Raw genomic sequence first — 25,822 nt, 5'->3', positions numbered from 1 at the left:
AGCTCAACCTTCCGTGCCCGTTCTGCGTCTACCGCTACTCCCTGCCGCGGCAGGTAAACAGCACTGGGGCAACCTGCCCGGTGCCGCCCTGAGCCTGGCCATTGCCGAGGCTGCCAGCGCAGCCAAGCGCTTTACCCTGCTGCTCACCGCCGACAGCCAAAGTGCCGAACGGTTGGAGCAGGAGCTGAGCTTCTTCGCCCCGGATTTGCCGGTACTGCATTTTCCCGACTGGGAAACCCTGCCCTACGACCTGTTCTCGCCGCACCAGGACATCATCTCCCAGCGCATCGCCAGCCTGTACCGCTTGCCGGAACTGGCCCACGGCGTGCTGGTGGTGCCGATCACCACCGCCCTGCACCGCCTGGCACCGACCAAGTTCCTGCTCGGCAGCAGCCTGGTGCTGGACGTGGGCCAGAAGCTCGACGTCGAGCAGATGCGCACGCGCCTGGAAGCCAGCGGCTACCGCTGCGTCGACACGGTGTACGAGCACGGTGAGTTCGCGGTGCGCGGCGCCTTGATCGACCTGTTCCCGATGGGCAGCAAGTTGCCGTACCGCATCGACCTGTTCGATGACGAGATCGAGACGCTGCGCACCTTCGATCCGGAGAACCAGCGCTCCATCGACAAGGTCGACTCGATCAAGCTGCTGCCGGCGCGTGAGTTCCCGCTGCAAAAAGACGCGGTCACGCGCTTCAAGGCGCGCTTTCGCGAACGCTTCGACGTGGATTTCCGTCGTTGCCCGATTTTCCAGGACTTGAGCAGCGGCATCACGCCCGCCGGTATCGAGTACTACCTGCCGTTGTTCTTCGACGAAACCTCCACCCTCTTCGACTACCTGCCCCAGGACACCCAGGTGTTCTCGCTGCCGGGTATCGAACAGGCGGCGGAAAACTTCTGGAACGACGTGCGCAACCGCTATGAAGAACGCCGCGTCGATCCATCCCGGCCTTTATTGCCGCCCGCTGAACTGTTCCTGCCGGTTGAAGACTGCTTCGCGCGCCTGAAAAACTGGCCGCGTGTGGTCGCCAGCCAGCAGGACGTGGACGCCGGCAGTGGCCGCGAGCGTTTCCCGGCGAGCGCGTTGCCCGATTTGGCGATCCAGGCCAAAGCCACGCAACCGCTGGAGGCGCTGTCGAACTTCCTCGGTGACTTCCCGGGCCGCGTGCTGTTTACCGCCGAATCCGCCGGGCGTCGCGAAGTGCTGCTGGAGCTGTTGGAGCGCCTGAAGCTGCGGCCAAAAACCGTCGACAGCTGGCCAGACTTTGTCGCCAGCAAAGAGCGCCTGGCGATCACCATTGCGCCGCTGGACGAAGGGCTGCGGCTGGATGACCCGGCGCTGGCCTTGATCGCCGAAAGCCCGCTGTTCGGCCAGCGTGTGATGCAGCGCCGACGCCGGGAAAAACGCGCCGATGCCAACAACGACGCGGTGATCAAGAACCTCACCGAGCTGCGCGAAGGCGCGCCGGTGGTGCATATCGACCACGGCGTCGGTCGCTACCTGGGCTTGCAGACCCTGGAGATCGACAACCAGGCCGCCGAATTCCTCACCATGGAATACGCGGAGGGCGCCAAGCTCTACGTGCCGGTGGCCAGCCTGCACCTGATCGCCCGCTACACCGGCAGCGACGACGCCCTGGCACCGCTGCACCGCCTGGGCTCCGAGACCTGGCAGAAAGCCAAGCGCAAGGCTGCCGAACAGGTGCGCGACGTGGCCGCCGAACTGCTCGACATCTATGCGCGCCGCGCCGCCCGCGAAGGTTACGCGTTCGCCGACCCGAAAGCCGACTACGCCACTTTCAGCGCCGGCTTTGCCTTCGAAGAAACCCCCGACCAGCAAACCACCATCGAAGCGGTGCGCGCCGACATGCTCGCGCCCAAGCCGATGGACCGCCTGGTGTGTGGCGACGTGGGCTTCGGCAAAACCGAAGTGGCCATGCGTGCAGCCTTTATTGCGGTACACGGCGGTCGCCAGGTGGCGATCCTGGTGCCGACCACCCTGCTCGCCCAGCAGCACTACAACAGTTTCCGCGACCGCTTTGCCGACTGGCCGGTGAGCGTGGAGGTGATGAGCCGCTTCAAGTCCGCCAAGGAAGTGAATGCCGCTGTCGCTGATCTGGCCGAAGGCAAGATCGATATCGTGATCGGCACCCACAAGTTGCTGTCGGACGATGTGAAGATCAAGAACCTGGGCTTGGTGATCATCGACGAAGAACACCGCTTCGGTGTGCGCCAGAAAGAACAGCTCAAGGCCCTGCGCAGTGAAGTCGACATCCTCACCCTCACCGCCACGCCAATTCCGCGCACGCTGAACATGGCGGTGTCGGGCATGCGCGACCTGTCGATCATCGCCACGCCACCGGCGCGTCGTTTGTCGGTGCGCACCTTCGTGATGGAGCAGAACAAGAGCACGGTCAAGGAAGCCCTGCTGCGCGAACTGCTGCGCGGCGGCCAGGTGTATTACCTGCACAACGACGTAAAGACCATCGAGAAATGCGCCGCCGACCTCGCCGAACTGGTGCCGGAGGCCCGCATCGCTATCGGCCATGGGCAGATGCGCGAGCGTGAACTCGAACAAGTGATGAGCGACTTCTACCACAAGCGCTTCAACGTGCTGATTGCCTCGACCATCATCGAGACCGGCATCGACGTGCCGAGCGCCAACACCATCATCATCGAGCGTGCCGACAAGTTCGGCCTGGCGCAGCTGCACCAATTGCGCGGTCGCGTCGGGCGCAGTCACCACCAGGCCTATGCCTACCTGCTGACACCACCGCGCCAGCAGATCACTTCCGATGCGGAAAAACGCCTGGAAGCGATCGCCAATACCCAGGACCTCGGGGCCGGCTTTGTATTGGCCACCAATGACCTGGAAATCCGTGGTGCCGGTGAGTTGCTCGGCGACGGCCAGAGCGGGCAGATCCAGGCGGTGGGTTTCACGCTGTATATGGAGATGCTCGAACGCGCGGTAAAAGCCATCCGCAAAGGCGAACAACCGAACCTCGACCAACCCTTGGGCGGCGGCCCGGAGATCAACCTGCGCTTGCCGGCGTTGATTCCCGAAGACTACCTGCCGGATGTGCATGCACGGTTGATCCTGTACAAGCGCATTGCCTCGGCGGCCGACGAAGAAGGCCTCAAGGACTTGCAGGTAGAGATGATCGACCGTTTCGGCCTGCTGCCGGAACCGACCAAGAACCTGGTGCGCCTGACCCTACTCAAGTTGCAGGCCGAGCAGTTGGGCATCAAGAAAGTCGACGCCGGGCCGCAAGGCGGGCGTATCGAATTCGAAGCGCAGACGCCGGTCGACCCGTTGGTGCTGATCAAGCTGATCCAGGGCCAGCCCAACCGCTACAAGTTCGAAGGGGCTACGCTGTTCAAGTTCATGGTGCCGATGGAACGTGCCGAAGAACGCTTCAACACCTTGGAGGCGCTGTTTGAACGCCTCATTCCGAAATCCGTTTAAGGACGCCCCCATGCGCGTGTTCCGCATTTTGAGCCTGTTGTTGGTGGTACTCGCACCTTCGGCCTTTGCCGACAGCCTGTATCAGGTGGAAATGATCCTGGTGCGCCAGAATGCAGAACCGGTGATCAGCAGCCGCGCCGCCCCGGAAAACTGGGATGCCGAAGCCCCGCGCCTGGGTGAGCGGATGAGCCCGCCGCGCCTGGGCAATATCGTCGACAAGCTGCGCGCCGACGCCAACTACACGGTACTGGCCCACAAGGCCTGGGAACAGAACCTGGGCGAGCAAGCGGTGAAAGTGGCGATCACCGACGGCCAGGAGCAATTCGGCCAGTTCCCTATCGAAGGGGTGTTGAGCCTGCAACTGGGGCGCTTTACCGATATCGACGCGGATTTCTGGATCAATCAGTTCGACGGCAACGGCAGCGTGATCGCCAGCGAACACTTGAGCCAGAAAGACGTGCGCACCAAGAACAACCAGCTCAACTACCTGGACGGCGGCCACCTGGCGCTGCTGATCAAGATCACCTCGCTGACCGCCAAGCCACCCAGCGCACCACCGCCCGACCTTCAGGACTGATTGCGCGCCATGCCCCTGACGTCGTCGTTGACCAAACCCCTGGCCCCTTCGTGGGCCAACCGCTTTAAAGAGCAAAGCCTCGAGCGCGGGCGACGCTACGCCCTGGAGAACCGCGTGCGCATCGTCGAGTGCGGCGACAGCACCATCACCGCCAGTTGCGAAGGCTCGGGCGGCAACGTTTACCGCCAGACCATCTCACTGCGCGAATCGGCCAAGGGCCTGCTGATCCTGGTGGACAGCCGCTGCACGTGCCCGGTGCACACCAACTGCAAACACATCGCGGCGGTGCTGCTCAAGGTCCAGGAAACCCTGGCCTACCCGGCAGCAGCTCAGGATGCGCAACTGCTGGAAAAGCTCCAGGCGGTGCTCGATAACCGCGTGGTCCTGCCGCAGGTGGTGATGGACGACGTGCAACCGGTGCCACGCCTGTGGCTGGCCAGCGTGGAGTTCAGCGCGTTCGAACCGCGCAACGGCAAGATGCAGCGCTATATCCAGCACCGTGCGGCGTTGTCGTTCAACTACCTGGGCAACTATGTCAGCGGGCAAAAAAATGCCGACATCATTGTGCGCCAGGAGACACAAAGCCTGCGGATCAAGCGCCATCCCGAGCAAGAGCAGGCCTATCGCGAACACCTGCGCCTGCTTGGCTTCAAGATCGCCACGCGCCAGAGCAAGGCCCTGCCGGAAAGTGCCGGCGAGCTGTTCGAGATGGTCAATGACAGCGCCTGGCTGAACTTCACCCTCAATGTGTCGCCAACCTTGCGCGCCGAAGGCTGGGAGCTGCAGATCGATGAAGACTTCGGCTTTGACCTGAGCCCCGTCGATGACTGGTATGCCACGGTCGATGACGGACCGGAACGCGATTGGTTCGACCTGGAGCTGGGCATTATCGTCAACGGCGAACGCTTGAGCCTGCTGCCGATCCTGCTGAACCTGATGCGCTCTCATACCGAGATTCTCAACCCGGAGAAACTGGCGCGGCGCCGCGATGAAGAGCTGATCCTGGTGAACATTCCCGGCCTGCCCAACGGCCACGGCCCGCTGCAAGTGGCGCTGCCCTACGGCCGCTTGAAGCCGGTACTGGCGACCCTCGGCGAGTTTTACCTGCAGGAAGCCGGCACCACCGCGCTGCGCCTGGCCAAGGCCGACGCGATTCGCCTCAACCCGCTGGAAGACCTGCCACTGCAATGGGAAGGCGGCGAGAAGATCCGCAACTTCGCCCAGCGCCTGCGCGATATCAAGGATTTCACCTGCGTGGCGCCCGAAGGCCTGAATGCGACCTTGCGCCCCTATCAGCTGGAAGGTTTGAGCTGGATGCAGTCGCTGCGCCAACTGGAGGTGGGTGGGATACTTGCGGATGACATGGGCCTGGGCAAAACCTTGCAAACCCTGGCGCACATCCTCAGCGAAAAAATCGCGGGGCGCCTTGACCGGCCGTGCATGGTCGTGATGCCTACCAGCCTGATCCCCAACTGGCTGGATGAAGCCGCGCACTTCACCCCGCAACTGCGGGTGCAGGCACTTTATGGCGCGGGGCGTAAGAAACATTTCGCTAACCTGAATGACTACGACCTGCTGCTGACCACCTACGCCCTGCTGCCCAAGGACATCGAACAGCTCGCCGCCCTGCCCTTGCACGTCTTGATCCTGGATGAAGCGCAGTACATCAAGAACCCGTCCAGCAAGGCGGCCCAGGCCGCACGCGAGCTGAATGCCCGCCAGCGCCTGTGCCTGAGCGGCACGCCTCTGGAAAACCACTTGGGCGAGCTGTGGTCGCTGTTCCACTTCCTGTTGCCGGGTTGGCTGGGCGATGTGAAGAGCTTCAACCGTGATTACCGCGTGCCGATTGAAAAGCGTGCCAGCGAGGTGCGATTGCAGCACCTCAACGGTCGGATCAAACCCTTTCTGCTACGTCGCACCAAGGAACAAGTGGCAACCGAACTGCCACCCAAGACCGAAATTATCCACTGGGTCGACCTCAACGAGGCCCAGCGCGACGTGTACGAAACCATGCGCCTGGCCATGGATAAAAAGGTCCGCGACGAGATCACCCGCAAGGGCGTGGCCCGCAGCCAGATCATCATCCTCGAAGCCCTGCTCAAACTGCGCCAGGTGTGCTGCGACCTGCGCCTGGTCAACGACGCAACCCTGCCCGCCCGTGGCAGCAGCTCGGGCAAGCTCGACAGCCTGATGGACATGCTCGACGAGCTGTTTGCCGAAGGTCGCCGGATTCTGCTGTTCTCACAGTTCACCTCGATGCTGAGCCTGATCGAGGCCGAACTGAAAAAACGCGGCATTGCCTACGCCCTGCTGACCGGCCAGACCCGCGATCGACGTACACCGGTGAAGGACTTTCAGAGCGGCAAGCTGCAGATCTTTTTGATCAGCCTGAAGGCCGGTGGCGTGGGCCTGAACCTGACCGAAGCCGACACGGTTATCCACTATGACCCCTGGTGGAACCCGGCCACGGAAAACCAGGCCACCGACCGTGCGTACCGCATCGGGCAGGAAAAGCCGGTGTTCGTGTACAAGATGATTGCCCGGGGCACGGTGGAGGAGAAAATCCAGCACTTGCAGAAGGAGAAGTCCGATCTGGCGGCGGGCGTGCTGGATGGGCGAACCACGGGGGATTGGCAGTTGGGCAATGAGGAGATTGAAGCGTTGTTTGCGCCGTTACCCAACAAGCAAGAGAAGCGCTGACTGTTCGGCCGCCTTCGCGAGCAAACCCGCTCCCACACCTGAATGTATTCACAAATCAAAATGTGGGAGCTGGCTTGCCTGCGATGGCCGCGCTTCGGTCTTCAGCCGATCAACTGCGCATCACGCAACGCAGTAAGCGCTGTCAGCCAACGCGGGTCCTGCTTATAGTCCGTCGAGGCAACCGCCTGCCCACGCATACGCGCTATCCGCGCCGATGGCGTGACCTTCATCCGCTGTGCTGCACTCAGCGCCAGCTCGGCCGCCGCACGGTCATTGCACACCAAGCCCATGTCACAACCGGCGGTCAACGCCGCTTCGATCCGACTGGCCGCATCGCCGACCACATGGGCGCCCGCCATGGACAGGTCATCGCTGAAGATCACCCCGTCGAACTGCAACTCACCGCGCAGTATGTCCTGCAACCAGCGACGCGAAAAACCAGCAGGCTGGGCATCGACCTGCGGGTAAATGACGTGCGCCGGCATCACGGCGGCCAATTGCTTACTCAGGCGTGCGAAAGGCACCAGGTCGTTGGCGCGAATCTGTTCCAGGCTGCGCTCGTCATTGGGAATGGCGACGTGGGAATCGGCCTCGGCCCAACCATGGCCAGGGAAGTGCTTGCCGGTGGCGGCCATGCCGGCGCTGTTCATGCCGCGGATAAATGCACCCGCGAGCACGGCAGCGCGCTCGGGGTCGCCTTCGAAAGCACGGGTGCCGACCACGGCGCTGCGTTGGTAGTCGAGGTCCAGCACTGGGGCAAAACTCAGGTCCAGGCCCACCGCCAGCACCTCGGTGGCCATGATCCAGCCGCACTGCTCAGCCAGGTATTCAGCGTTGGGGTTATCCGCCAGCGCACGCATGGCCGGCAGGCGCACGAAGCCTTGACGCAGACGCTGTACGCGGCCGCCTTCCTGGTCCACGGCCAGCAGCAGGTCCGGGCGCACTGCACGAATCGCGGCGCTCAACTCGCGAACCTGGCGCGGGTGCTCGATATTGCGCGCAAAAATGATCAGGCCGCCCACTTCCGGTTGGCGCAACAGATGGCGATCCTCGGCCGTGAGCCAGGTACCGGCGACGTCGACCATCAAAGAACCTTGCAGGGCAGCAGTCATAAACCTTCCTTATATAACGCACACAACCCGTCGTCCCTGCCAGGCACGGCAAGGACGACGGGTTGCGAATAAATAGCTGAAATCGGCATGACGGCTAGCTTAGCGGATGCAAGCGGCCGCGCCCACCCGCGGCGATCAAACCTTGGCGGCGACCGGGACGGTTTTGCTGCGTGGGCGCAACTGGGCGGCAGCCATGGCCGGGTCGGTGACCCCGGTTTCGGCGCGCATGCCAGCGGCGAGGAAGGGCACCATCAGGCGCATGACTTGCTCGATGGAAGTATTCACACCGAAATCGGTCTCGGCAATTGCCCGCAACGCCTTGATACCCGACATGCTGAAAGCTGCGGCACCGAGCATGAAATGCACGCGCCAGAACAACTCGATAGGTGGAATACGCGGGGCCGCTTCGTTGACCAGCAGCATATAGCGGCGGAACACCTTGCCGTACATGTCTTCCAGGTAACGGCGCAAGTGACCTTGGCTCTGGCTGAATGCCAGGCCCAGCAGGCGCATGAAGATCGACAGGTCGTTGCCGCTGCGAGGCTGCACGACCAATGCTTGCTCCACCAGAATTTCCAGCAGTTCTTCCAGGCTGGGCTTGTGATCGGCCTTGGCCTGGCGGCGTTCCAGCTCACGGTCGAGGCTTGCGCAGAACGGGCCCAGAAAGCGTGAGAAGACTGCCTGGATCAGGGCCTTTTTCGAGCCGAAGTGGTAATTCACGGCGGCCAGGTTGACCCCAGCCTTGCTGGTGATCAGCCGCAATGAAGTTTCAGCAAATCCTTTTTCCGCGAACAATTGCTCGGCAGCATCGAGAATGCGTTCAACGGTTTCCGACTGGGCCATGGCTACTCCGCCTGACAAACACTTGTTTGAAACATACGTTTCAGAGTGTGTCTTGTCAAGCCTGCGGGTCCGCTTTGCGGCTGGTCAGTCATCTGATTCATCGCTATTTAATCACATCCTTGCAGCTCTGTAGGCAGCGCCGCTTCTGCTCTGTAGGACGGCTGACGGATGACCGTCCAGCGGAGCCACCAAAAAGGATGATTGCCAAGCGCAGTTCACTGTATATAATCCCAGTCACTGTATAAAAAGACAGAGCGATCAACATGCTAAAACTGACGCCACGCCAAGCTGAGATTCTGGCTTTTATCAAGCGCTGCCTTGATGACAATGGTTACCCGCCTACCCGAGCGGAGATTGCCCTGGAGCTGGGGTTCAAGTCCCCGAACGCCGCCGAGGAACACCTCAAGGCCCTCGCTCGCAAAGGTGCGATCGAGATGACCCCGGGTGCTTCGAGGGGTATTCGTATCCCTGGCTTCGAAGCCAAGGCCGACGAGTCGACATTGCCGATCATCGGTCGCGTCGCCGCAGGTGCGCCGATCCTGGCGCAGCAGCACGTCGAGGAGTCCTGCAACATCAACCCGACCTTCTTCCACCCTCGTGCCGACTACCTGTTGCGTGTGCACGGCATGAGCATGAAGGACGTGGGCATCTTTGACGGCGACCTGCTGGCCGTCCATACAACCCGCGAAGCCCGCAATGGCCAGATCGTCGTTGCCCGTATCGGCGACGAGGTCACGGTCAAACGCTTCAAGCGCGAAGGCAGCAAGGTCTGGCTCCTGGCCGAAAACCCTGAGTTTGCCCCGATCGAAGTCAACCTGAAAGACCAGGACCTAGTGATCGAAGGCTTGAGTGTCGGCGTCATTCGCCGCTAAAGGAGGCATCATGCAGCTCGTGCACACCCCACAACACACACAACTGTCGCTGTTCGAGGCCTTCATGGCCCAACCCCTTGCGCCAATCCTCAAGGAAACGGTCGAAGCCCCTTGGGGCGGCGAACCTGAGGCGTTCAGTGAATTGTCGTTGCGCGGTGCGGCTGAGAGCTGCCTGAACCTGCTGGCACCTATCCTGCGCGAATTAAGCGAAGATCAGGACGCCCGCTGGCTGACACTGATCGCCCCACCCGCCAGCCTTACCCAGGCCTGGCTGCGGGACGCCGGGCTCAACCGCGAGCGTATCCTGTTACTGCAACCACGCGGCGCGCAAAGTGCCCAGCAGCTAACCTGCGAAGCCTTGCGCCTGGGCCGCAGCCATACGGTGGTGAGCTGGTTGAACCCGCTGAATGCCAGCGCCAAGCAGCAACTGATCAGTGCTGCGCGCACGGGTGATGCACAGAGTTTGAATATTCGATTGGGGTAATAAGCCCTGAGGATGGGCGCCTTACAGAAGCATCCGTCACATAAGACTCAGTGAAGAACGCGCGGCCCGTCTTCTTTCTCCGGCTCGCCTTCGGCAAGGCGACCTGCCATCTGCACGCCCACGCTCAACATGGCTTTAGCCACTTCGACGTGCTGGCCTTGCAGGAAAACCTTGGCGTCTTCGGAGAAATCCAGAATAACCAGAGAACCCTCGTCCTCAGCCCGGCGCAGTTCGATTCGGCCGTCAGGCAGTTCAACAATTTCCAGAAAGGACGTTGGCATAAAAGTCTGTTCTCCACGAAAGGCCTGGGATTATATCAGTCATCCACCCAGCCTCGCAGGGGATATGGACAGGTTTGTTTACGGCGTGATGAATGGTGCCCTGGGCAACACGCTAATCAATGTGGGAGCTGGCTTGCCTGCGATGGCGGAGTATCAGCGAATAACCAGCAAACTGACCCAACGCTATCGCAGCATAAGTATCTATACAACGTTGGCTGTAGCAGCCACCGGTAACCACGATGCGAAGGGAGCCGTTCTTGATGGCCGGCCGCTACCTACATAACGGATATGTACCCCGTCTGATCCAACGTACCGGTCGCCTGTCAGGCCGCCATCGCAGGCAAGCCAGCTCCTACATTTGGAGCGCAGGGCGTCAGGTAGATAAGCGTCGACTGTCAAGTGCTCACGGGAGCAAGCTCCCTCGCCACAGGTTCAGCGTCGCTCCGCAGCCAGCTCCCTCATTTGCTTAACGCAACCCCTTCAGCACTCGTTGAGCCCTTCACGAAAACGTAGCGCCATCTTTTTCAGCTCCTGGCGCCAGTCTTCCAACTCCTCACGGCTCAAAGGCTTGGGCTCATCCTGTTCCAAGGCCACGGCGACGATCAGCGGCTGGGTGACATCACCTTTGGGCACATGGGGAATACGCGGCGGCTGGAACATATCCGCATGGGCTTTGAGCAGCCGCGCCACCCAACTGTCGGGGCTTTGGGCCATTTCCACCAGCTCGGCCAACTCGGGGATGGCCATGGCGTCCAGCACTTCACGATTCATGATCATTTCCGCCCGCGGTGCGCCCGCCTGTGGCAAGCGGTAGAACCCGGCGATTTCATGACACAGCCCCAGCAAGGCACCGTACAGGTGGAACAACGCCGCTTCGCGCCCCGCCTGTACCAGCGCGATGGCATTCATCTCTTTCCCTTCCTCGGCACGGCCAAGGGCCTCCAGGGATAAACCCGCGAAGTAAATTTTCTGATTGGTACGGGTATAGAGTTCGTTGGCCATGACGGCAATCTCCACAACGAATAGGCGTGATGCTGGCTGCGTAAGAGCGAGCTTGCTGTGGCGAGGGAGCTTGCTCCCGCTCGACTGCATAGCAGTCGCCCGCTATTGGGGGCGCTTCGCACCCCAGCGCAAGCAAGCTTGCTCGCCACAACAAGCACAATCCTACAGTAAGCAAAAGCCGTCTATACAGACGGCTTTTGGCGTTAACAGACTAGCGGATCAAGCGCCCTGGCGCTTGTCCTCGACCTTCCACTTGCCGCCGTCGTAGAACGCTTTCCAGCCAGTAGGCTTGCCGTCCACTTCGGTCTGCACGTACTGCTCCTTGGTCTTGCGACTGTAGCGGATCACGGCTGGGCGACCATCCGGGTCCTTCTTCGGCGCTTCACACAGGAAGTGGTACTTCGGATCGATCTCGTCCTTATGCGGCACGATCTCCATCACCAGTGGCGCACGGGTCTCGCGGTTTTTCGGGAACTGGCTCGCGGCCAGGAACAGCCCCGAAGCGCCGTCACGCAGGATGTAGGTGTCGTTGACCTTCTCGCACTTGAGCTCAGGCATCTTCACCGGGTCCATCTTCGGCGGCGCCGCATCACCGCTTTTCAGCAGTTTGCGCGTGTTCTTGCACGTTGGGTTGGTACACCCGAAGAACTTGCCGAAACGGCCAGTCTTGAGCTGCATCTCGCTGCCGCACTTGTCGCATTCCAGGCTCGGGCCTTCATAGCCCTTGATGCGGTAGGTGCCCTCTTCGATCTCGTAGCCGTTGCAATCAGGGTTGTTACCGCAGATGTGCAGCTTGTGCTTCTCGTCCAGCAGGTAGGCGTCCATCGCCGTGCTACAGATCGGGCAGCGGTGCTTGCCACGCAGCACCAGCGACTCAGATTCACCCTCATCGTCAGCCGCGATTTCATCGCCCGGCACCAGGTTGACAGTCGCCTTGCAGCGCTCTTTGGGCGGCAGGCTGTAGCCCGAGCAACCGAGGAACACGCCGGTGGAGGCGGTACGAATCTGCATGGGGCGACCGCAGGTAGTGCACGCAATATCCGTCATCACCGGCTGGTTGGCGCGCATCCCGTTCTCAGGGTTCTCGGCCACTTCGAGTTTTTTCTTGAAGTCGCCATAGAACTCATCGAGCACGTTTTTCCAATCGCGCTCGCCCTGGGCCACGTCATCGAGGTTCTCTTCCATGCCGGCGGTGAAGCCGTAGTCCATCAGGTTGGAGAAGCTCTCCGACAGACGCTCAGTGACGATGTCACCCATCTTTTCCGAATAGAAACGACGGTTGTGCAGCGCAACGTAGCCACGGTCCTGGATGGTGGAGATGATCGCCGCGTAGGTCGACGGACGACCGATACCGCGCTTTTCCATCTCTTTCACCAGGCTGGCTTCGGAATAACGCGCCGGCGGCTTGGTGAAGTGCTGGGACGGGTCGAGCTTGATCAGCTTCAACGTGTCGCCCTGGGCCATGTCCGGCAGTACGTCATCATCGCCAGGCTTGGCGATCTGCGGCATCACACGGGTATAGCCGTCGAACTTGAGGATACGGCCCTTGGCACGCAACTCGAAGTCGCCCGCGCCCACGCTGACGGTAGTAGACAGGTATTGCGCCGGCAGCATTTGGCAAGCCAGGAACTGGCGCCAGATCAGCTCGTAGAGGCGCTCAGCGTCGCGTTCCATACCGCTCAGCTTGGCAGGCGTGGTGTTGGCGTCAGAAGGACGAATCGCTTCGTGAGCCTCTTGTGCGCCTTCCTTGCTGCTGTAGACGTTCGGCTTCTCCGGCAGGTAAGTCTTGCCGAATTCGCTTTCAATATAGGTACGCGCCATCGCCACCGCGTCTTGCGACAGGTTGGTGGAGTCCGTACGCATATACGTGATGTAGCCAGCCTCATACAGACGCTGGGCCATCATCATGGTCTTCTTCACCCCGAAGCCCAGGCGGTTGCTCGCGGCCTGTTGCAGGGTGGAGGTGATGAACGGCGCCGACGGCTTACTGCTGGTCGGTTTGTCTTCACGCTTGACGATGCTGTAGCTGGAGGCTTTGAGCTTCTCCAGCGCGGCCATGGCCTGGGCTTCGTTCAGCGGCTTGAAGGCTTCGCCTTTCTCACGGGCCACTTCAAAGCGCACGTTGGCGCCCTTGGCAGTGCCCAGGTCAGCGTGGACTTCCCAATACTCTTCGGGGTTGAACGCACGGATCTCGCGCTCACGCTCCACCACCAGTTTGACTGCCACCGATTGCACACGGCCGGCGGACAGGCCACGGGCGATCTTCGCCCACAGCAGTGGCGAGACCATGTAGCCGACGACGCGGTCGAGGAAACGACGGGCCTGCTGGGCGTTGACACGGTCGATGTCCAGCTCGCCCGGCTTGGAGAAGGCTTCCTGAATGGCTTTCTTGGTGATTTCGTTGAACACCACGCGCTTGTAGCGGCTGTCATCACCGCCGATGGCTTCGCGCAGGTGCCAGGCAATGGCTTCCCCTTCGCGGTCCAAGTCCGTCGCGAGATAGATGGTGTCAGCATCTTTGGCGAGCCGGCGCAGCTCTTCGATGACCTTTTCCTTGCCCGGAAGGATTTCATACTTGGCCTTCCAGCCATGGTCCGGGTCCACACCCATGCGCGAAACCAGTTGCTTGCGCGCTTTTTCTTTAGGCGTGAGTACCGGACCTTCGCCCGCGGCGGCCTTGCCGCGCTTGGCGGCAGGCTCCTTGCTGGCGCTAGCCGAACCGCTGGTGGGCAGGTCTCGGATATGGCCGATACTCGACTTCACCACGTACTCGTTGCCCAAGTACTTGTTGATGGTCTTGGCCTTAGCCGGGGATTCCACAATGACCAGCGATTTGCCCATGGATCGGAAAATTCCTGAATTCGAGAAGTGAAAGGCAGTTGGCGCCTGACGCGGCAACGCTATATATAGTGGCAACCGGATGAGGTCAAGCGCAGCATTCTGCGCGACCTGCCGTTATTGCCCTTTAAAAAGACTGGGTTCGGCCGTGACCAAAGCAAAGCGCGGGACCTGCTCGCCGTCAACTTCGACGGTTTCCAGGAACATGCTCAAAGGGCGCACCCAAAAGCCGTATTCGCCATACAGCGCTTGGTAAAACACCACTTCTTCTTCGGTTTCAGAGTGGCGCGCCACGCTGAAAACACGGTACTGCGGCCCCTTATAATGTTGGTAGAGCCCTGGTTCGACTTTCATGCTCTGGCCCTCATGCAAAATTTGTTGAAAAAAAATATTTAAAAGTTCCAAAAAACAAAAACCGGGGCACTGGGCCCCGGCTTCCGTCAACCGAGCGTTTAGACGCGTTCGAAGACGGTAGAGATGCCTTGGCCGAGACCAATGCACATGGTTGCAACCCCAAGGTTGCCGCCATTTTGCTTCATCACGTTAAGCAAAGTGCCGGAGATACGCGCACCGGAGCAACCGAATGGGTGGCCCAGGGCAATCGCACCGCCGTGCAGGTTAACCTTCTCGTTCATCTTGTCGAGTACTTTCAAATCTTTCAGCACTGGCAGGGCCTGTGCGGCGAAAGCTTCGTTGAGCTCGAAGAAGTCGATATCGGAGATGGAAAGGCCTGCGCGCTTCAAGGCTTTTTGTGTGGCCGGTACTGGACCATAGCCCATGATCGCCGGATCCACACCCGCCACCGCCATCGAACGAATCACGGCCAGCGGCTGGATACCCAGGTCCTGGGCACGCTGCGCCGACATCACGATCATGCAAGAAGCACCGTCAGTGATCTGCGAGGAAGTACCGGCTGTCACGGTGCCGCCCTTTGGATTGAAGGCTGGCTTGAGGGCCGCCAGGCTTTCCAGGGTAGTGTCCGGACGAATGGTTTCGTCATAGTCGAACAGTTTCAGGAAACCGTTTTCGTCATAGCCGTTCATCGGGATGATCTCATCCTTGAACTTGCCTTCCACGGTCGCCTTGTGGGCGAGCTGGTGGGAACGCAGGCCGAAGGCGTCCTGGGCCTCACGGGTGATGCCGTGCATTTTGCCGAGCATTTCCGCGGTCAGGCCCATCATGCCCGAGGCTTTCGCCGCGTAGAGGGACATGTGCGGGTTAGGATCGACGCCGTGCATCATGCTGACGTGGCCCATGTGCTCCACGCCGCCGACCACGAACACATCACCGTTGCCGGTCATGATCGCTTGCGCAGCGGTGTGCAGCGCGCTCATCGAGGAGCCGCACAGGCGGCTGACGGTCTGGCCGGCCGCAGTGTGCGGGATCTGGGTCATCAACGACGCCATACGCGCGATGTTCCAGCCCTGCTCCAGGGTCTGGTTGACGCAGCCCCAGATCACGTCCTCGACTTCGTTCGGGTCGACCTTGGTGTTGCGCTCCAGCACTTTGCTGATCAGGTGCGCCGACATGTCTTCAGCGCGGGTGTTGCGGTGCATGCCGCCCTTGGAGCGGCCCATCGGTGTACGACCGAAGTCGACAATCACGACGTCTCTTGGATTCAAGCTCATAAATATTCTCGCTCTAGTCGATTGGGCGCTTAACCGAAGAAGCTCTGGCCATTCTTGGCCATTTCACGCAGCTTCGCGGTCGGGTGGTACAGCGGGCCCAAATCAGCGTATTTGTCAGCCAGGGCAACGAACTCGGCCACACCGATCGAATCGATGTAGCGCAGTGCACCACCACGGAATGGAGGGAAACCAATACCGTACACCAGGCCCATATCGGCTTCGGCGGCGGTTTCGACGATGCCGTCTTCCAGGCAACGCACGGTTTCCAGGCACAGGGCGATCATCATCCAGTTGATGATGTCCTCGTCCGACACCTCACGCTGTTCGTAGATGACCGGAGCGAGCACTTCGTGCACCGACGGGTCGGCCACTTTCTTCTGCTTGCCCTTCTTGTCGGCCTCGTATGCGTAGAAGCCCTTGCCATTCTTCTGGCCCAGGCGCTTGGCCTCGTACAGCGCGTCGATCGCCGAACGGCGGTCGTCTTTCATGCGGTCCGGGAAGCCTTCAGCCATAACGTCGCGGCCGTGGTGGCCGGTGTCGATGCCGACCACGTCCATCAGGTACGCCGGGCCCATTGGCCAGCCGAATTTTTCCATGACCTTGTCGATGCGCACAAAATCCACACCGGCACTGACCAACTTGGCGAAACCGCCGAAGTACGGGAACAGCACGCGGTTGACCAAAAAGCCCGGGCAGTCATTGACCACGATCGGGTTCTTGCCCATTTTCTTGGCGTAGGCAACGGTGGTGGCCACGGCCAGCTCGCTGGACTTCTCGCCACGGATCACTTCTACCAGCGGCATCATGTGCACTGGGTTGAAGAAGTGCATACCGACGAAGTTTTCCGGACGCTTGAGGGCCTTGGCCAGCAGCGAGATGGAAATGGTCGAGGTGTTGGAGGCCAGGATGGTGTCATCTTTGACCTGGGCTTCCACTTCAGCCAGTACGGCTTGCTTGACCTTCGGGTTTTCGACAACCGCTTCGACCACCAGGTCGACGTGGCCGAAATCACCGTAGGACAGCGTAGGACGAATGCCGTTAAGCACTTCAGCCATTTTTGCAGCGGTCATGCGACCTTTATCAACGCGGCCCACCAGCAGCTTGGCGGCTTCGGCCAGGCCCTGCTCGATACCGTGTTCGTTGATGTCTTTCATCAGGATCGGCGTGCCTTTGGACGCCGACTGATAGGCGATACCGCCACCCATGATACCGGCGCCGAGTACGGCAGCCTGTTTCACGTCCTTGGCAATTTCGTCGTAGGCCTTGGCCTTTTTCTTCAGCTCCTGATCGTTCAGGAACAGGCCGATCAGGCTCTGGGCCGCGGAGGTTTTCGCCAGTTTGACGAAGCCTGCCGCTTCCACTTCCAGGGCTTTGTCGCGACCGAAGTTCGCGGCCTTCTGGATGGTCTTGATCGCTTCAACCGGCGCCGGGTAGTTCGGGCCGGCCTGGCCTGCCACGAAACCTTTGGCGGTTTCGAACGACATCATCTGTTCGATGGCGTTGAGCTTGAGTTTTTCCAGCTTCGGCTGACGCTTGGCCTTGTAGTCAAATTCGCCGCTGATGGCGCCCTTGATCAGGTTCAGCGCGGCTTCGGCCAGTTTGTCCGGGGCCACCACAGCGTCGACGGCACCGACTTTCAGCGCGTCCTCAGCCTTGTTTTCCTTACCGGCTGCGATCCATTCGATCGCGTTGTCGGCACCGATCAGGCGCGGCAGGCGCACGGTGCCGCCAAAGCCTGGGTAGATGCCCAGTTTGACTTCCGGCAGGCCGATCTTGGCCGTCGCAGACATGACGCGGAAGTCTGCCGCCAGGCACATTTCCAGGCCGCCACCCAACGCGATGCCATTGATGGCAGCAACGGTCGGCACGTTGAGGTCTTCGAAATCGCTGAAGATCTTGTTGGCTTCGAGGTTGCCAGCCACCAGCTCGGCATCGGGCAGCTTGAAGTTGTCGACGAATTCGGTGATGTCAGCGCCGACGATAAACACGTCCTTGCCGCTGGAGACGATCACGCCCTTGACCGAAGCATCTGCTTTGATGGTGTCTACGGCCTGACGCAGTTCGTTCAGGGTTAGACGGTTGAACTTGTTGACGGACTCACCCTTGAGGTCGAATTTGAGTTCGACGATGCCACTTTCAAGAGCCTTAACCGTGATGGCTTTACCTTCGTAAATCATCAACTGATCTCCACGATATGGAAGCTGAACAGTACACACTGGACGCTGGTCTCTGGTTTGACATTGACAGTTGAATCAATGCTCACGCCAATCCGCCAGGCACACCCGCCAGTGCGATAGTCGGGTTTTGTATGAGTCGTCTGACAGGCAAACGCTCAATTCATACGCCCGTTTGATTTGGGTACGCCACCTTCATCCAATTCCGAGCAATTGTCAATCGCTCCAAAGGCTAGGAAAAACGCGACTTTCCAGTCATTTCAGAACCCGGCCCATAGGCTGGCCACCCGTCAATATTCAAATATTCACAGGATCAATAATAGAAAAGATGTGGGAAAAGGCTGTACAGAAAGCAATACACGGCTAGGCTAGCGGCAACCTACAGATTTACCGGCCTGCCTGGCCACCTCCAGCCCGATGATGATGTCGGGCTTTTTATTGCTCGGCTTTTGTGTAGGAGCGAGCTTGCTCGCGAAAACCTGGAGAGCGCCGCGTATAGCCTGATTATCCGCGTTATCGTTGGCGATTTTCGCGAGCAAGCTCGCTCCTACAGGGTTTGGGTCAGGCCAGGGCCTTGAGCAGCGTATCGATGTCTTTGAGTACGCTTGCGTCGCCCTTCTCGCCCCAATAAAGGGCGATCATCTGCTTGTCGGCCTCGACCTTGTAGACGTTCGCCGGCAGCGTTGCAAAATGCGGCAACAACTTCTCATCCACACAGGGTTCACGCCACTGATTGACCCATAGCCCCGGCTCCAGCTGCCAGTAGCTCCAGGTTGCGGGCGCGCTGCCGCGTCGTGGCCGGCAATATTGCGCGCACGGGCTCGGCGGCTCCTGCTTGAGCCAGTGCGGCCACTGCTGGGGCGCCAACTGCATGGCCAACCCGATGCGGCGTGCCTCCATGCGCAGGGCCATGCGCCCACTCTGCTGGCGCGAAGGGCGCAGCCATACCAGGGGGCTTAAAACCACCGCAAGGATTGACACCACTATCCAGACCGTCATATGTGTACTCCCGAATTTCTAGATGAGCGGATTTGATCTGCGGCAACCCCATCCGCTTGAAAGCAGCCATACTGAACTTATTGCAGCCCCCCTGGAGGAACGCCTCATGCCCTACGAACATATTCTGGTCGCTGTCGACCTGACCGAAGAGTGCGATCCAGTGATCAAGCGCGCACAGGAATCCGCGATTGCCAATGGCGCCAAACTGTCGCTGGTGCACATCGTCGAGCCCATGGCGATGGCCTTTGGTGGTGACGTGCCGATGGACCTTTCCCAGTTGCAGCAACAACAATTTGACCAGGCCAAGGAGCGCCTTGACCGTCTGATTCTCAAATACCCGCACCTGAAAAAGGAAGACTGTCACCTGACATACGGCCAACCGCGCCAGGAAATCCACCACTTGGCCAAGGAACAGGGTTGTGACCTGATCGTAGTGGGTAGCCATGGGCGTCACGGTTTGGCGTTGTTGCTGGGTTCTACTGCCAATGATGTACTGCACGGCGCGCCGTGCGATGTACTGGCCGTCAAACTGGTAAAGAGTTCGTAAGACCGATGAAGGTCTAATGTGGGAGCTGGCTTGCCTGCGATAGCTGTGTGTCAGTCGCCAGGTGTATCAACTGACAGACTGCTATCGCAGGCAAGCCAGCTCCCACAGTTGGATCGCATTTCATATTAAAAAGCCCGGCGCTCATGAAGAGTGCCGGGCTTTTTTACTGCGGGTCGATCAGTCAGGCATCCAACTCGGCCCAACGCTCAACCAACGCTTCCAGCTCCTGGTTCAGCGTCTCCAGAGAGGCGATGACCTTGGCGGTTTCTGCCGCAGGGCGCAGGTAGAAGCCGGCGTCAGCCATTTCCGCTTCCACCGCAGCAATCTGCTGTTCCTTGGCGTCGATATCACCTGGCAACGCTTCCAGCTCGCGCTGCAACTTGTAGCTGAGCTTCTTCTTGGCAGGCGCAGCGTCAGCAGCCGCTGCAGGCGCCTCGGCAGCGACCGGAGCCACCACCGCCGTATTCAGGTCGGCCTTGCCCGACTTGCTCTCGGTCACGCCCAGCAGGCGCGGCGAGCCGCCCTGACGCAGCCAGTCCTGATAACCGCCCACGTATTCGCGCACCTTGCCTTCGCCTTCGAAAACCAGGGTGCTGGTGACCACGTTGTCGAGAAATTCCCGGTCGTGGCTGACCATCAGCACGGTGCCGTTGAAGGTCAGCAAGACCTCTTCCAGCAGTTCCAGGGTTTCCACGTCGAGGTCGTTGGTCGGTTCGTCGAGCACCAGCAGGTTGGCCGGCTTGCTGAACAGCTTGGCCAGCAGCAGGCGCGCGCGCTCACCACCAGACAGGGCCTTGACCGGCGTGCGCGCACGTTGCGGGCTGAACAGGAAGTCGCCCAGGTAGCTGAGTACGTGGCGGCTCTGGCCGTCGATGTCGATAAAGTCGCGACCTTCGGCGACGTTGTCGATCACGGTCTTTTCCAGGTCCAACTGGTGACGCAGCTGGTCAAAGTAGGCCACGTCGATGCGAGTGCCCTCTTCCACCTTGCCGCTGGTCGGTTGCAGGCCGCTGAGCATCAGCTTGAGCAAGGTGGTCTTGCCGGTGCCGTTGGCGCCCAGCAGGCCGATACGGTCGCCCCGCTGCAGGACCATGGAGAAGTCCTTGATCAGGAACGGGCCGTCCGGGTGATGGAAACTGACATTCTCCAGCACCATTACCTGCTTGCCCGACTTGTCGGCGGTGTCCAGCTGGATATTGGCCTTGCCGGTGCGCTCGCGGCGCTCACTGCGCTCGACGCGCAAGGCTTTCAAGGCACGCACGCGGCCTTCGTTACGGGTGCGACGAGCCTTGATGCCCTGGCGGATCCAGACTTCTTCCTGGGCCAGCTTCTTGTCGAACAGCGCGTTGGCGGTTTCTTCGGCCGCCAGGGCGGCTTCCTTGTGCACCAGGAAGCTGGCGTAGTCGCCGTTCCAGTCGATCAGGCCGCCACGGTCCAGCTCGAGGATGCGCGTGGCCAGGCTCTGCAGGAATGCACGGTCGTGCGTGATAAACAGCACAGCGCCCTGAAAGTCCTTGATGGCTTCTTCAAGCCAGGCGATGGCGCCGATGTCCAGGTGGTTGGTCGGTTCGTCGAGCAGCAGCAGGTCCGGCTCGGACACCAACGCCTGGGCCAGCAGCACACGGCGACGCCAGCCGCCGGACAGTTCGGCAAGGGTCTTGTCGGCCGGCAGTTGCAGGCGGCTCAGGGTGCTGTCCACCAGTTGCTGCAAGCGCCAGCCGTCACGGGCTTCGAGGTCTTGCTGGACGTGCATCAGTTTGTCCAGGTCTTCTTCGGTGACGCAGTTCTGTGCCAGGTGATGGTATTGCGCGAGCAACTCGCCAACGCCGTCCAGGCCTTCGGCTACCACGTCGAACACTGTCCGTCCGTCGGCCACCGGCAATTCTTGCGGCAATTCGCCGATCTTGAGGCCCGGGGCACGCCAGACAGAGCCGTCATCGGGCTTCTGGTCGCCTTTTACCAGCTTCATCATGCTGGACTTGCCGGTGCCGTTGCGGCCGATGATGCACACCCGCTCACCACGGGCGATCTGCCAGGACACCTTGTCCAACAACGGCATGGCGCCGAAAGCAAGGGACACATCGCTGAATTTGAGCAGGGTCATACGCTTCTCCAAAAACTGGGCGCGCATTCTACCTGATGTGAGGGTGGGATGCGGTCGGCATTTTCTCTATTGACACGTTCTGTAGGACATTTCCGGCGAACTTGAACGAACCAGCCGGCAAAGCTTTCGCGGGCCGCTGGCAAAAGGCTAAGCTAGGGGCAATCAGTGTCGGCAGTGCCGGTGCTAGTCGTGATTTCTCTGCACGGACGTCTCATGCGCAGTCGCCTTTTCAACTTTTTATCTTGTCTGCTTCTTTCCGCCACTGCCGTTCAATCCGCCCAGGCGGTGGACCTCACCACTCAACGCCAGTATTACGATCAAGCCAAACGTGCCCTGGCCAAGGGCGACAGCGGCCCCTACATGCAATACAGCCAGGCCCTGGCCGATTACCCGCTCACGCCCTACCTGGCCTATGACGAGCTGACCGCGCGCCTGAAAACCGCGAGCAACGAGGAAATCGAACAATTCCTCGCCAAACACGGCGACCTGCCCCAGGCCAACTGGATGAAACTGCGTTGGCTGCGCTGGCTGGCCGAACGCGGCGATTGGCAGACCTTTGAAAAGTACTACGACACCAAGCTCAATTTCGTCGAACTGGACTGCCTGCATGGCCAGTACCAGCTCAGCCACAACCTGAAAGCCGAAGGCTACAAGACTGCCGAAAAGCTGTGGATGACCGGCAAATCCCAGCCAGCCGCCTGTGACGCCACGTTTGGCCAATGGGCCGCTGCCGGCCAACTCACCGAGCAGAAGATCTGGGACCGCGCCAAGCTCGCCGCCGAAGCGCGTAACTACGCGCTGGCCAACAGCCTGGTGAAAACCCTGCCTACCCTCGGCGCCCAAGGCCGCTTGATGGTGGACGTAGCGCAAAAGCCCGACATGCTCAGTGACCCGTCACGCTTCCAGCCGGCCACCGAGGCGATGTCTGACGCCGTGGGCCTGGGCCTGCGCCGCCTGGCCCGCCAGGATCCGGACAAAGCCATGTCGCTGCTCGATGGTTACGCCAGCAGCATGCACTTCTCCCGTGACGAAAAAGTGTCGATTGCCCGCGAGATCGGCTTGACCCTGGCCAAGCGCTTCGACCCGCGCGCGCTGGAGGTCATGACCAAGTACGACCCCGAGCTGCGCGACAATACGGTTTCCGAGTGGCGCCTGCGCCTGCTGTTGCGCCTGGCGCGCTGGGAAGACGCCTACCAGTTGACCCGCAAACTCCCACAAGACCTGGCTACCACCAACCGCTGGCGCTACTGGCAGGCGCGCAGCCTGGAGCTGGCCGAGCCGAAGAACCCGCAGGCTTTGGTGCTGTACAAAAATGTGGCCAAGGAACGGGATTTCTACGGTTTCCTCGCTGCTGACCGCTCCAAATCCCCTTATCAGTTGAACAACAAGCCGCTGGTGATGAGCCAGGCGCTGGTCAACAAGGTGCGCAATACCCCTGGGGTGCGGCGTGCCCTGGAGTTCTACGCCCGTGGCCAGATCGTGGACGGTCGCCGTGAGTGGTACCACGTCAGCCGTCATTTCAACCGTGACGAGATGGTCGCCCAGGCCAAATTGGCCTACGACATGAAGTGGTACTTCCCGGCCATCCGCACCATCAGCCAGGCGCAGTACTGGGACGACCTGGACATCCGCTTCCCGATGGCCCACCGCGACACCCTGGTGCGCGAAGCCAAGGTACGCGGCCTGCACTCCAGCTGGATCTTTGCCATCACCCGCCAGGAAAGCGCGTTCATGGACGATGCCCGCTCCGGCGTCGGCGCCAGCGGCCTGATGCAACTGATGCCCGGCACCGCCAAGGAAACCGCGCGCAAGTTCAGTATCCCCCTGGCCTCCCCGGCCCAGGTGCTGGACCCGGATAAAAACATCCAGCTTGGTGCTGCGTACCTGAGCCAGGTGCACAGTCAGTTCAACGGCAACCGCGTGCTCGCCTCCGCTGCCTACAACGCCGGCCCCGGCCGCGTGCGCCAATGGCTGCGCGGCGCAGACCACCTGAGTTTCGACGTGTGGGTTGAAAGCATCCCGTTCGACGAAACCCGCCAGTATGTGCAGAACGTGCTGTCTTATTCGGTGATCTACGGGCAGAAGCTCAACTCACCGCAGCCGCTGGTGGATTGGCATGAGCGGTACTTCGACGACCAATAAGGGTTTGTAGGAGCGAGCTTGCTCGCGAAAAACTCACGGGCGCCGCGTTCATCCATGAGGCACGCGTTATCGTTGACGTTCGTCGCGAGCAAGCTCGCTCCTACAGGGGCTCCATTGCCCGCATCGAGAGAGGCGGGCATTTTTTATGGGCGCTGATCCACCTGTTCATCTCCATCACTGAACTGCAATGCCGCCAACCGCGCATACAGCGGATTGCTCGCAATCAACTGCTGATGCGTGCCCACCGCCACCAGCTTGCCCTGGTCCATCACCGCAATGCGGTCGGCATTCTTCACCGTGGCCAATCGATGCGCGATCACCAGCGTGGTGCGCCCCTGCATTAGCTGCGGCAGCGCTTGCTGGATAAGGTGTTCACTCTGGGCGTCGAGGGCGCTGGTGGCTTCGTCCAGCAGCAGGATCGGCGCGTCGACCAGCAAGGCGCGAGCGATGGCCAGGCGTTGGCGCTGGCCGCCGGAGAGGCCCTGGCCACTTTCGCCGAGGTGGGTTTGGTAGCCGTCGGGCATTTGCAGGATGAAGTCGTGGGCGTGGGCAATACGCGCGGCGGCTTCCACCTGGGCGGTGGTGGCGGACGGGTTGCCGTAGCGGATGTTGTCCTCGACGCTGCCGAAGAACAACGCCGGGCTCTGGGACACCAGGGCGAAATGACGCCGCAGGTCCAAGGGGTCTAGCTCGGTCAACGGCTGGCCTTCGAGCAGGATGCGGCCCTGCTGGGGGTCGTAGAAGCGCAGCAGCAGATCGAAGATCGTCGACTTGCCCGCACCGGACGGCCCTACCAACGCCAGGGTTTCGCCCGGGTTGATGGTCAGGTTCAAGCCGTCGATGGCGTAGCTGTCCGGCCGCGACGGGTAGGAAAAACGCAGGTCTTGCAGCTCCATGCGGCCACTGACCCGTTCCGGCAAGCGTACGCCGCCATCGGCCGGCGCCTGGATCTCGTTGCCTGACTGCAACAGCTCACCGATACGCTCGGCTGCCCCGGCGGCACGCTGCAACTCGCCAAGCACTTCGCTCAGGGTGCCGACGGCGCTGCCGACAATCAGGCTGTAGAACACGAACGCCGCCAGCTCACCGCCGGAAATGCGTCCGCTGATCACGTCCATGCCGCCCACCCACAGCATCACGCCCACCGCGCCGAGCACCAGCATGATCACCAGGGTGATCAGCCAGGAGCGCTGCAAGATGCGTTTACGTGCCGTGACAAAGGCGTCCTCGACGGTGACGGCAAAGCGTTGTTCGTCCTGCACCTGATGGTTATAGGCCTGCACGGTCTTGATCTGGCCCAAGGTCTCGGCGACATAACTGCCGACGTCAGCGATACGGTCCTGGCTCAACCGCGACAGGCTGCGCACCCGGCGCCCGAAGATCAAAATCGGCGCCAGCACCAGCGGCAATGCCACCACCACGATGCTGGTGAGTTTGGGGTTAGTGATAAACAGCAGCACGATGCCGCCGATCACCATCAAGGCGTTGCGCAGAAACAGCGACAGCGATGAGCCGATCACCGATTGCAGCAAGGTGGTGTCGGTGGTCAGCCGCGACTGGATTTCCGAGCTGCGGTTGTTCTCGTAGAAGCCGGGGTGCAGGTAGATCAGGTGGTTGAACACCTGCCGACGAATATCGGCCACCACCCGCTCGCCAATCCACGACACCAGGTAAAACCGCGTGAAGGTGCCCACGGCCAGGCCCAGCACCAGCAGCATGAACAGGCCGATGGACTGGTTGAGCAGGTGCGGCGACTGGGTCATGAAGCCCTGGTCCACCAACAGGCGTATGCCCTGCCCCATGGACAAGGTGATGCCAGCGGTGACGATCAGCGCCAACAGTGCACCAAGCGCCTGCCAGCGGTAGGGCGCGATAAAGCGGCTGGCCAGGCGAATCGCGCGGCGTTGACGGATTGAGAACATGGGAGGATCACCAATGGAGAGTCTGTACCTCAACATTGGGGGAACTTGCGCAAATAACAATGAGTCAGGTTAATTATGCCCGCCGATACAGGCCGCTAGAGGCTATCGGTCTAAGACTCATCTGGAAATATGTA

General features: G+C 60.8%; 19 protein-coding genes. 7 read left to right on the top strand and 12 right to left on the bottom strand.

From position 1 onward, the window contains the following. The first annotated feature begins 13 nt into the window (after positions 1 to 13). From mfd to ODQ19_RS06145, 3 genes are read left to right on the top strand one after another with little or no spacing between them, the layout of a single operon-like run. On the top strand, positions 14 to 3,463 hold the full coding sequence (mfd, locus tag ODQ19_RS06155; RefSeq protein WP_116665108.1) for a transcription-repair coupling factor: 3,450 nt from the start codon (positions 14 to 16) through the stop codon (positions 3,461 to 3,463). Positions 3,464 to 3,473: 10 nt separating this feature from the next. Continuing rightward, a complete protein-coding gene (locus ODQ19_RS06150; protein WP_330209572.1) occupies positions 3,474 to 4,040 on the top strand; it encodes a CsiV family protein in 567 nt (188 codons plus the stop codon). Positions 4,041 to 4,049: 9 nt separating this feature from the next. Continuing rightward, complete coding sequence (locus ODQ19_RS06145; protein ID WP_116665109.1) at positions 4,050 to 6,740, top strand: DEAD/DEAH box helicase; 2,691 nt, start codon at positions 4,050 to 4,052, stop codon at positions 6,738 to 6,740. A gap of 101 nt (positions 6,741 to 6,841) precedes the next feature. Here the strand turns inward: ODQ19_RS06145 and nagZ are convergent, their stop codons facing one another. Together nagZ and ODQ19_RS06135 are read right to left on the bottom strand one after the other, a co-directional pair. Then, positions 6,842 to 7,852: a beta-N-acetylhexosaminidase gene (gene nagZ, locus ODQ19_RS06140; protein WP_003189663.1), complete on the bottom strand. Its 1,011-nt coding sequence runs from the start codon at positions 7,850 to 7,852 to the stop codon at positions 6,842 to 6,844. 135 nt (positions 7,853 to 7,987) lie between these two features. Continuing rightward, complete coding sequence (locus ODQ19_RS06135; RefSeq protein ID WP_116665110.1) at positions 7,988 to 8,695, bottom strand: TetR/AcrR family transcriptional regulator; 708 nt, start codon at positions 8,693 to 8,695, stop codon at positions 7,988 to 7,990. Between the two features lie 263 nt (positions 8,696 to 8,958). On the opposite strand from ODQ19_RS06135, the gene lexA reads away from it, so the two are divergent. Further along, on the top strand, positions 8,959 to 9,567 hold the full coding sequence (lexA, locus tag ODQ19_RS06130; protein WP_003172575.1) for a transcriptional repressor LexA: 609 nt from the start codon (positions 8,959 to 8,961) through the stop codon (positions 9,565 to 9,567). Positions 9,568 to 9,577: 10 nt separating this feature from the next. Next, complete coding sequence (gene sulA / locus ODQ19_RS06125; protein ID WP_005786162.1) at positions 9,578 to 10,051, top strand: SOS-induced cell division inhibitor SulA; 474 nt, start codon at positions 9,578 to 9,580, stop codon at positions 10,049 to 10,051. 47 nt (positions 10,052 to 10,098) lie between these two features. On the opposite strand, the gene ODQ19_RS06120 is transcribed toward sulA, so the two are convergent. The 8 genes from ODQ19_RS06120 to ODQ19_RS06085 form a co-directional block, all read right to left on the bottom strand. Continuing rightward, complete coding sequence (locus ODQ19_RS06120; RefSeq protein WP_010212068.1) at positions 10,099 to 10,332, bottom strand: hypothetical protein; 234 nt, start codon at positions 10,330 to 10,332, stop codon at positions 10,099 to 10,101. A gap of 480 nt (positions 10,333 to 10,812) precedes the next feature. Continuing rightward, positions 10,813 to 11,334: a DUF6586 family protein gene (locus ODQ19_RS06115; protein ID WP_330209571.1), complete on the bottom strand. Its 522-nt coding sequence runs from the start codon at positions 11,332 to 11,334 to the stop codon at positions 10,813 to 10,815. Positions 11,335 to 11,553: 219 nt separating this feature from the next. Continuing rightward, positions 11,554 to 14,175, bottom strand: a complete 2,622-nt coding sequence (topA, locus tag ODQ19_RS06110) for a type I DNA topoisomerase (protein ID WP_116665112.1) — start codon at positions 14,173 to 14,175, stop codon at positions 11,554 to 11,556. A gap of 114 nt (positions 14,176 to 14,289) precedes the next feature. Beyond that, entirely contained in the window at positions 14,290 to 14,526 is a 237-nt protein-coding gene (locus ODQ19_RS06105; RefSeq protein WP_330209570.1) for a DUF1653 domain-containing protein, read from the bottom strand. 98 nt (positions 14,527 to 14,624) lie between these two features. Then, positions 14,625 to 15,800, bottom strand: a complete 1,176-nt coding sequence (gene fadA / locus ODQ19_RS06100) for an acetyl-CoA C-acyltransferase FadA (RefSeq protein WP_003189650.1) — start codon at positions 15,798 to 15,800, stop codon at positions 14,625 to 14,627. Between the two features lie 29 nt (positions 15,801 to 15,829). Continuing rightward, positions 15,830 to 17,977 (bottom strand): fatty acid oxidation complex subunit alpha FadB, encoded by a 2,148-nt coding sequence (gene fadB / locus ODQ19_RS06095; protein ID WP_005786151.1) that lies wholly within the window; start codon positions 17,975 to 17,977, stop codon positions 15,830 to 15,832. 365 nt (positions 17,978 to 18,342) lie between these two features. Continuing rightward, on the bottom strand, positions 18,343 to 18,513 hold the full coding sequence (locus ODQ19_RS06090; RefSeq protein WP_165861583.1) for a hypothetical protein: 171 nt from the start codon (positions 18,511 to 18,513) through the stop codon (positions 18,343 to 18,345). A gap of 22 nt (positions 18,514 to 18,535) precedes the next feature. Next, complete coding sequence (locus ODQ19_RS06085; RefSeq protein ID WP_116665113.1) at positions 18,536 to 18,973, bottom strand: hypothetical protein; 438 nt, start codon at positions 18,971 to 18,973, stop codon at positions 18,536 to 18,538. A gap of 106 nt (positions 18,974 to 19,079) precedes the next feature. Here ODQ19_RS06085 and ODQ19_RS06080 point away from each other — a divergent pair, with 106 nt between their 5' ends. Next, the gene (locus ODQ19_RS06080) at positions 19,080 to 19,520 is read left to right on the top strand and encodes a universal stress protein (protein ID WP_069558103.1); all 441 of its coding nucleotides are present in this window, start codon (positions 19,080 to 19,082) and stop codon (positions 19,518 to 19,520) included. Positions 19,521 to 19,701: 181 nt separating this feature from the next. On the opposite strand, the gene ODQ19_RS06075 is transcribed toward ODQ19_RS06080, so the two are convergent. Further along, on the bottom strand, positions 19,702 to 21,624 hold the full coding sequence (locus ODQ19_RS06075; RefSeq protein WP_330209569.1) for an ATP-binding cassette domain-containing protein: 1,923 nt from the start codon (positions 21,622 to 21,624) through the stop codon (positions 19,702 to 19,704). A 213-nt stretch (positions 21,625 to 21,837) separates the two neighbouring features. Here ODQ19_RS06075 and ODQ19_RS06070 point away from each other — a divergent pair, with 213 nt between their 5' ends. Further along, positions 21,838 to 23,766 carry a transglycosylase SLT domain-containing protein gene (locus ODQ19_RS06070; RefSeq protein WP_116665115.1) on the top strand — a complete coding sequence of 643 codons (1,929 nt, stop codon included), beginning with the start codon at positions 21,838 to 21,840 and terminating at the stop codon, positions 23,764 to 23,766. Between the two features lie 143 nt (positions 23,767 to 23,909). Here the strand turns inward: ODQ19_RS06070 and ODQ19_RS06065 are convergent, their stop codons facing one another. After that, a complete protein-coding gene (locus ODQ19_RS06065) occupies positions 23,910 to 25,724 on the bottom strand; it encodes an ABC transporter ATP-binding protein/permease (protein WP_442962728.1) in 1,815 nt (604 codons plus the stop codon). Between the last annotated feature and the right edge of the window lie 98 nt (positions 25,725 to 25,822).

The sequence above is a fragment of the Pseudomonas sp. AM4(2022) genome (assembly GCF_036346515.1).
Taxonomy (GTDB): Bacteria; Pseudomonadota; Gammaproteobacteria; order Pseudomonadales; family Pseudomonadaceae; genus Aquipseudomonas; species Aquipseudomonas paracarnis.
The sequence above is the reverse complement of the archived record's forward strand: the minus strand, read 5'-3'. Positions and strand labels throughout refer to the sequence as shown.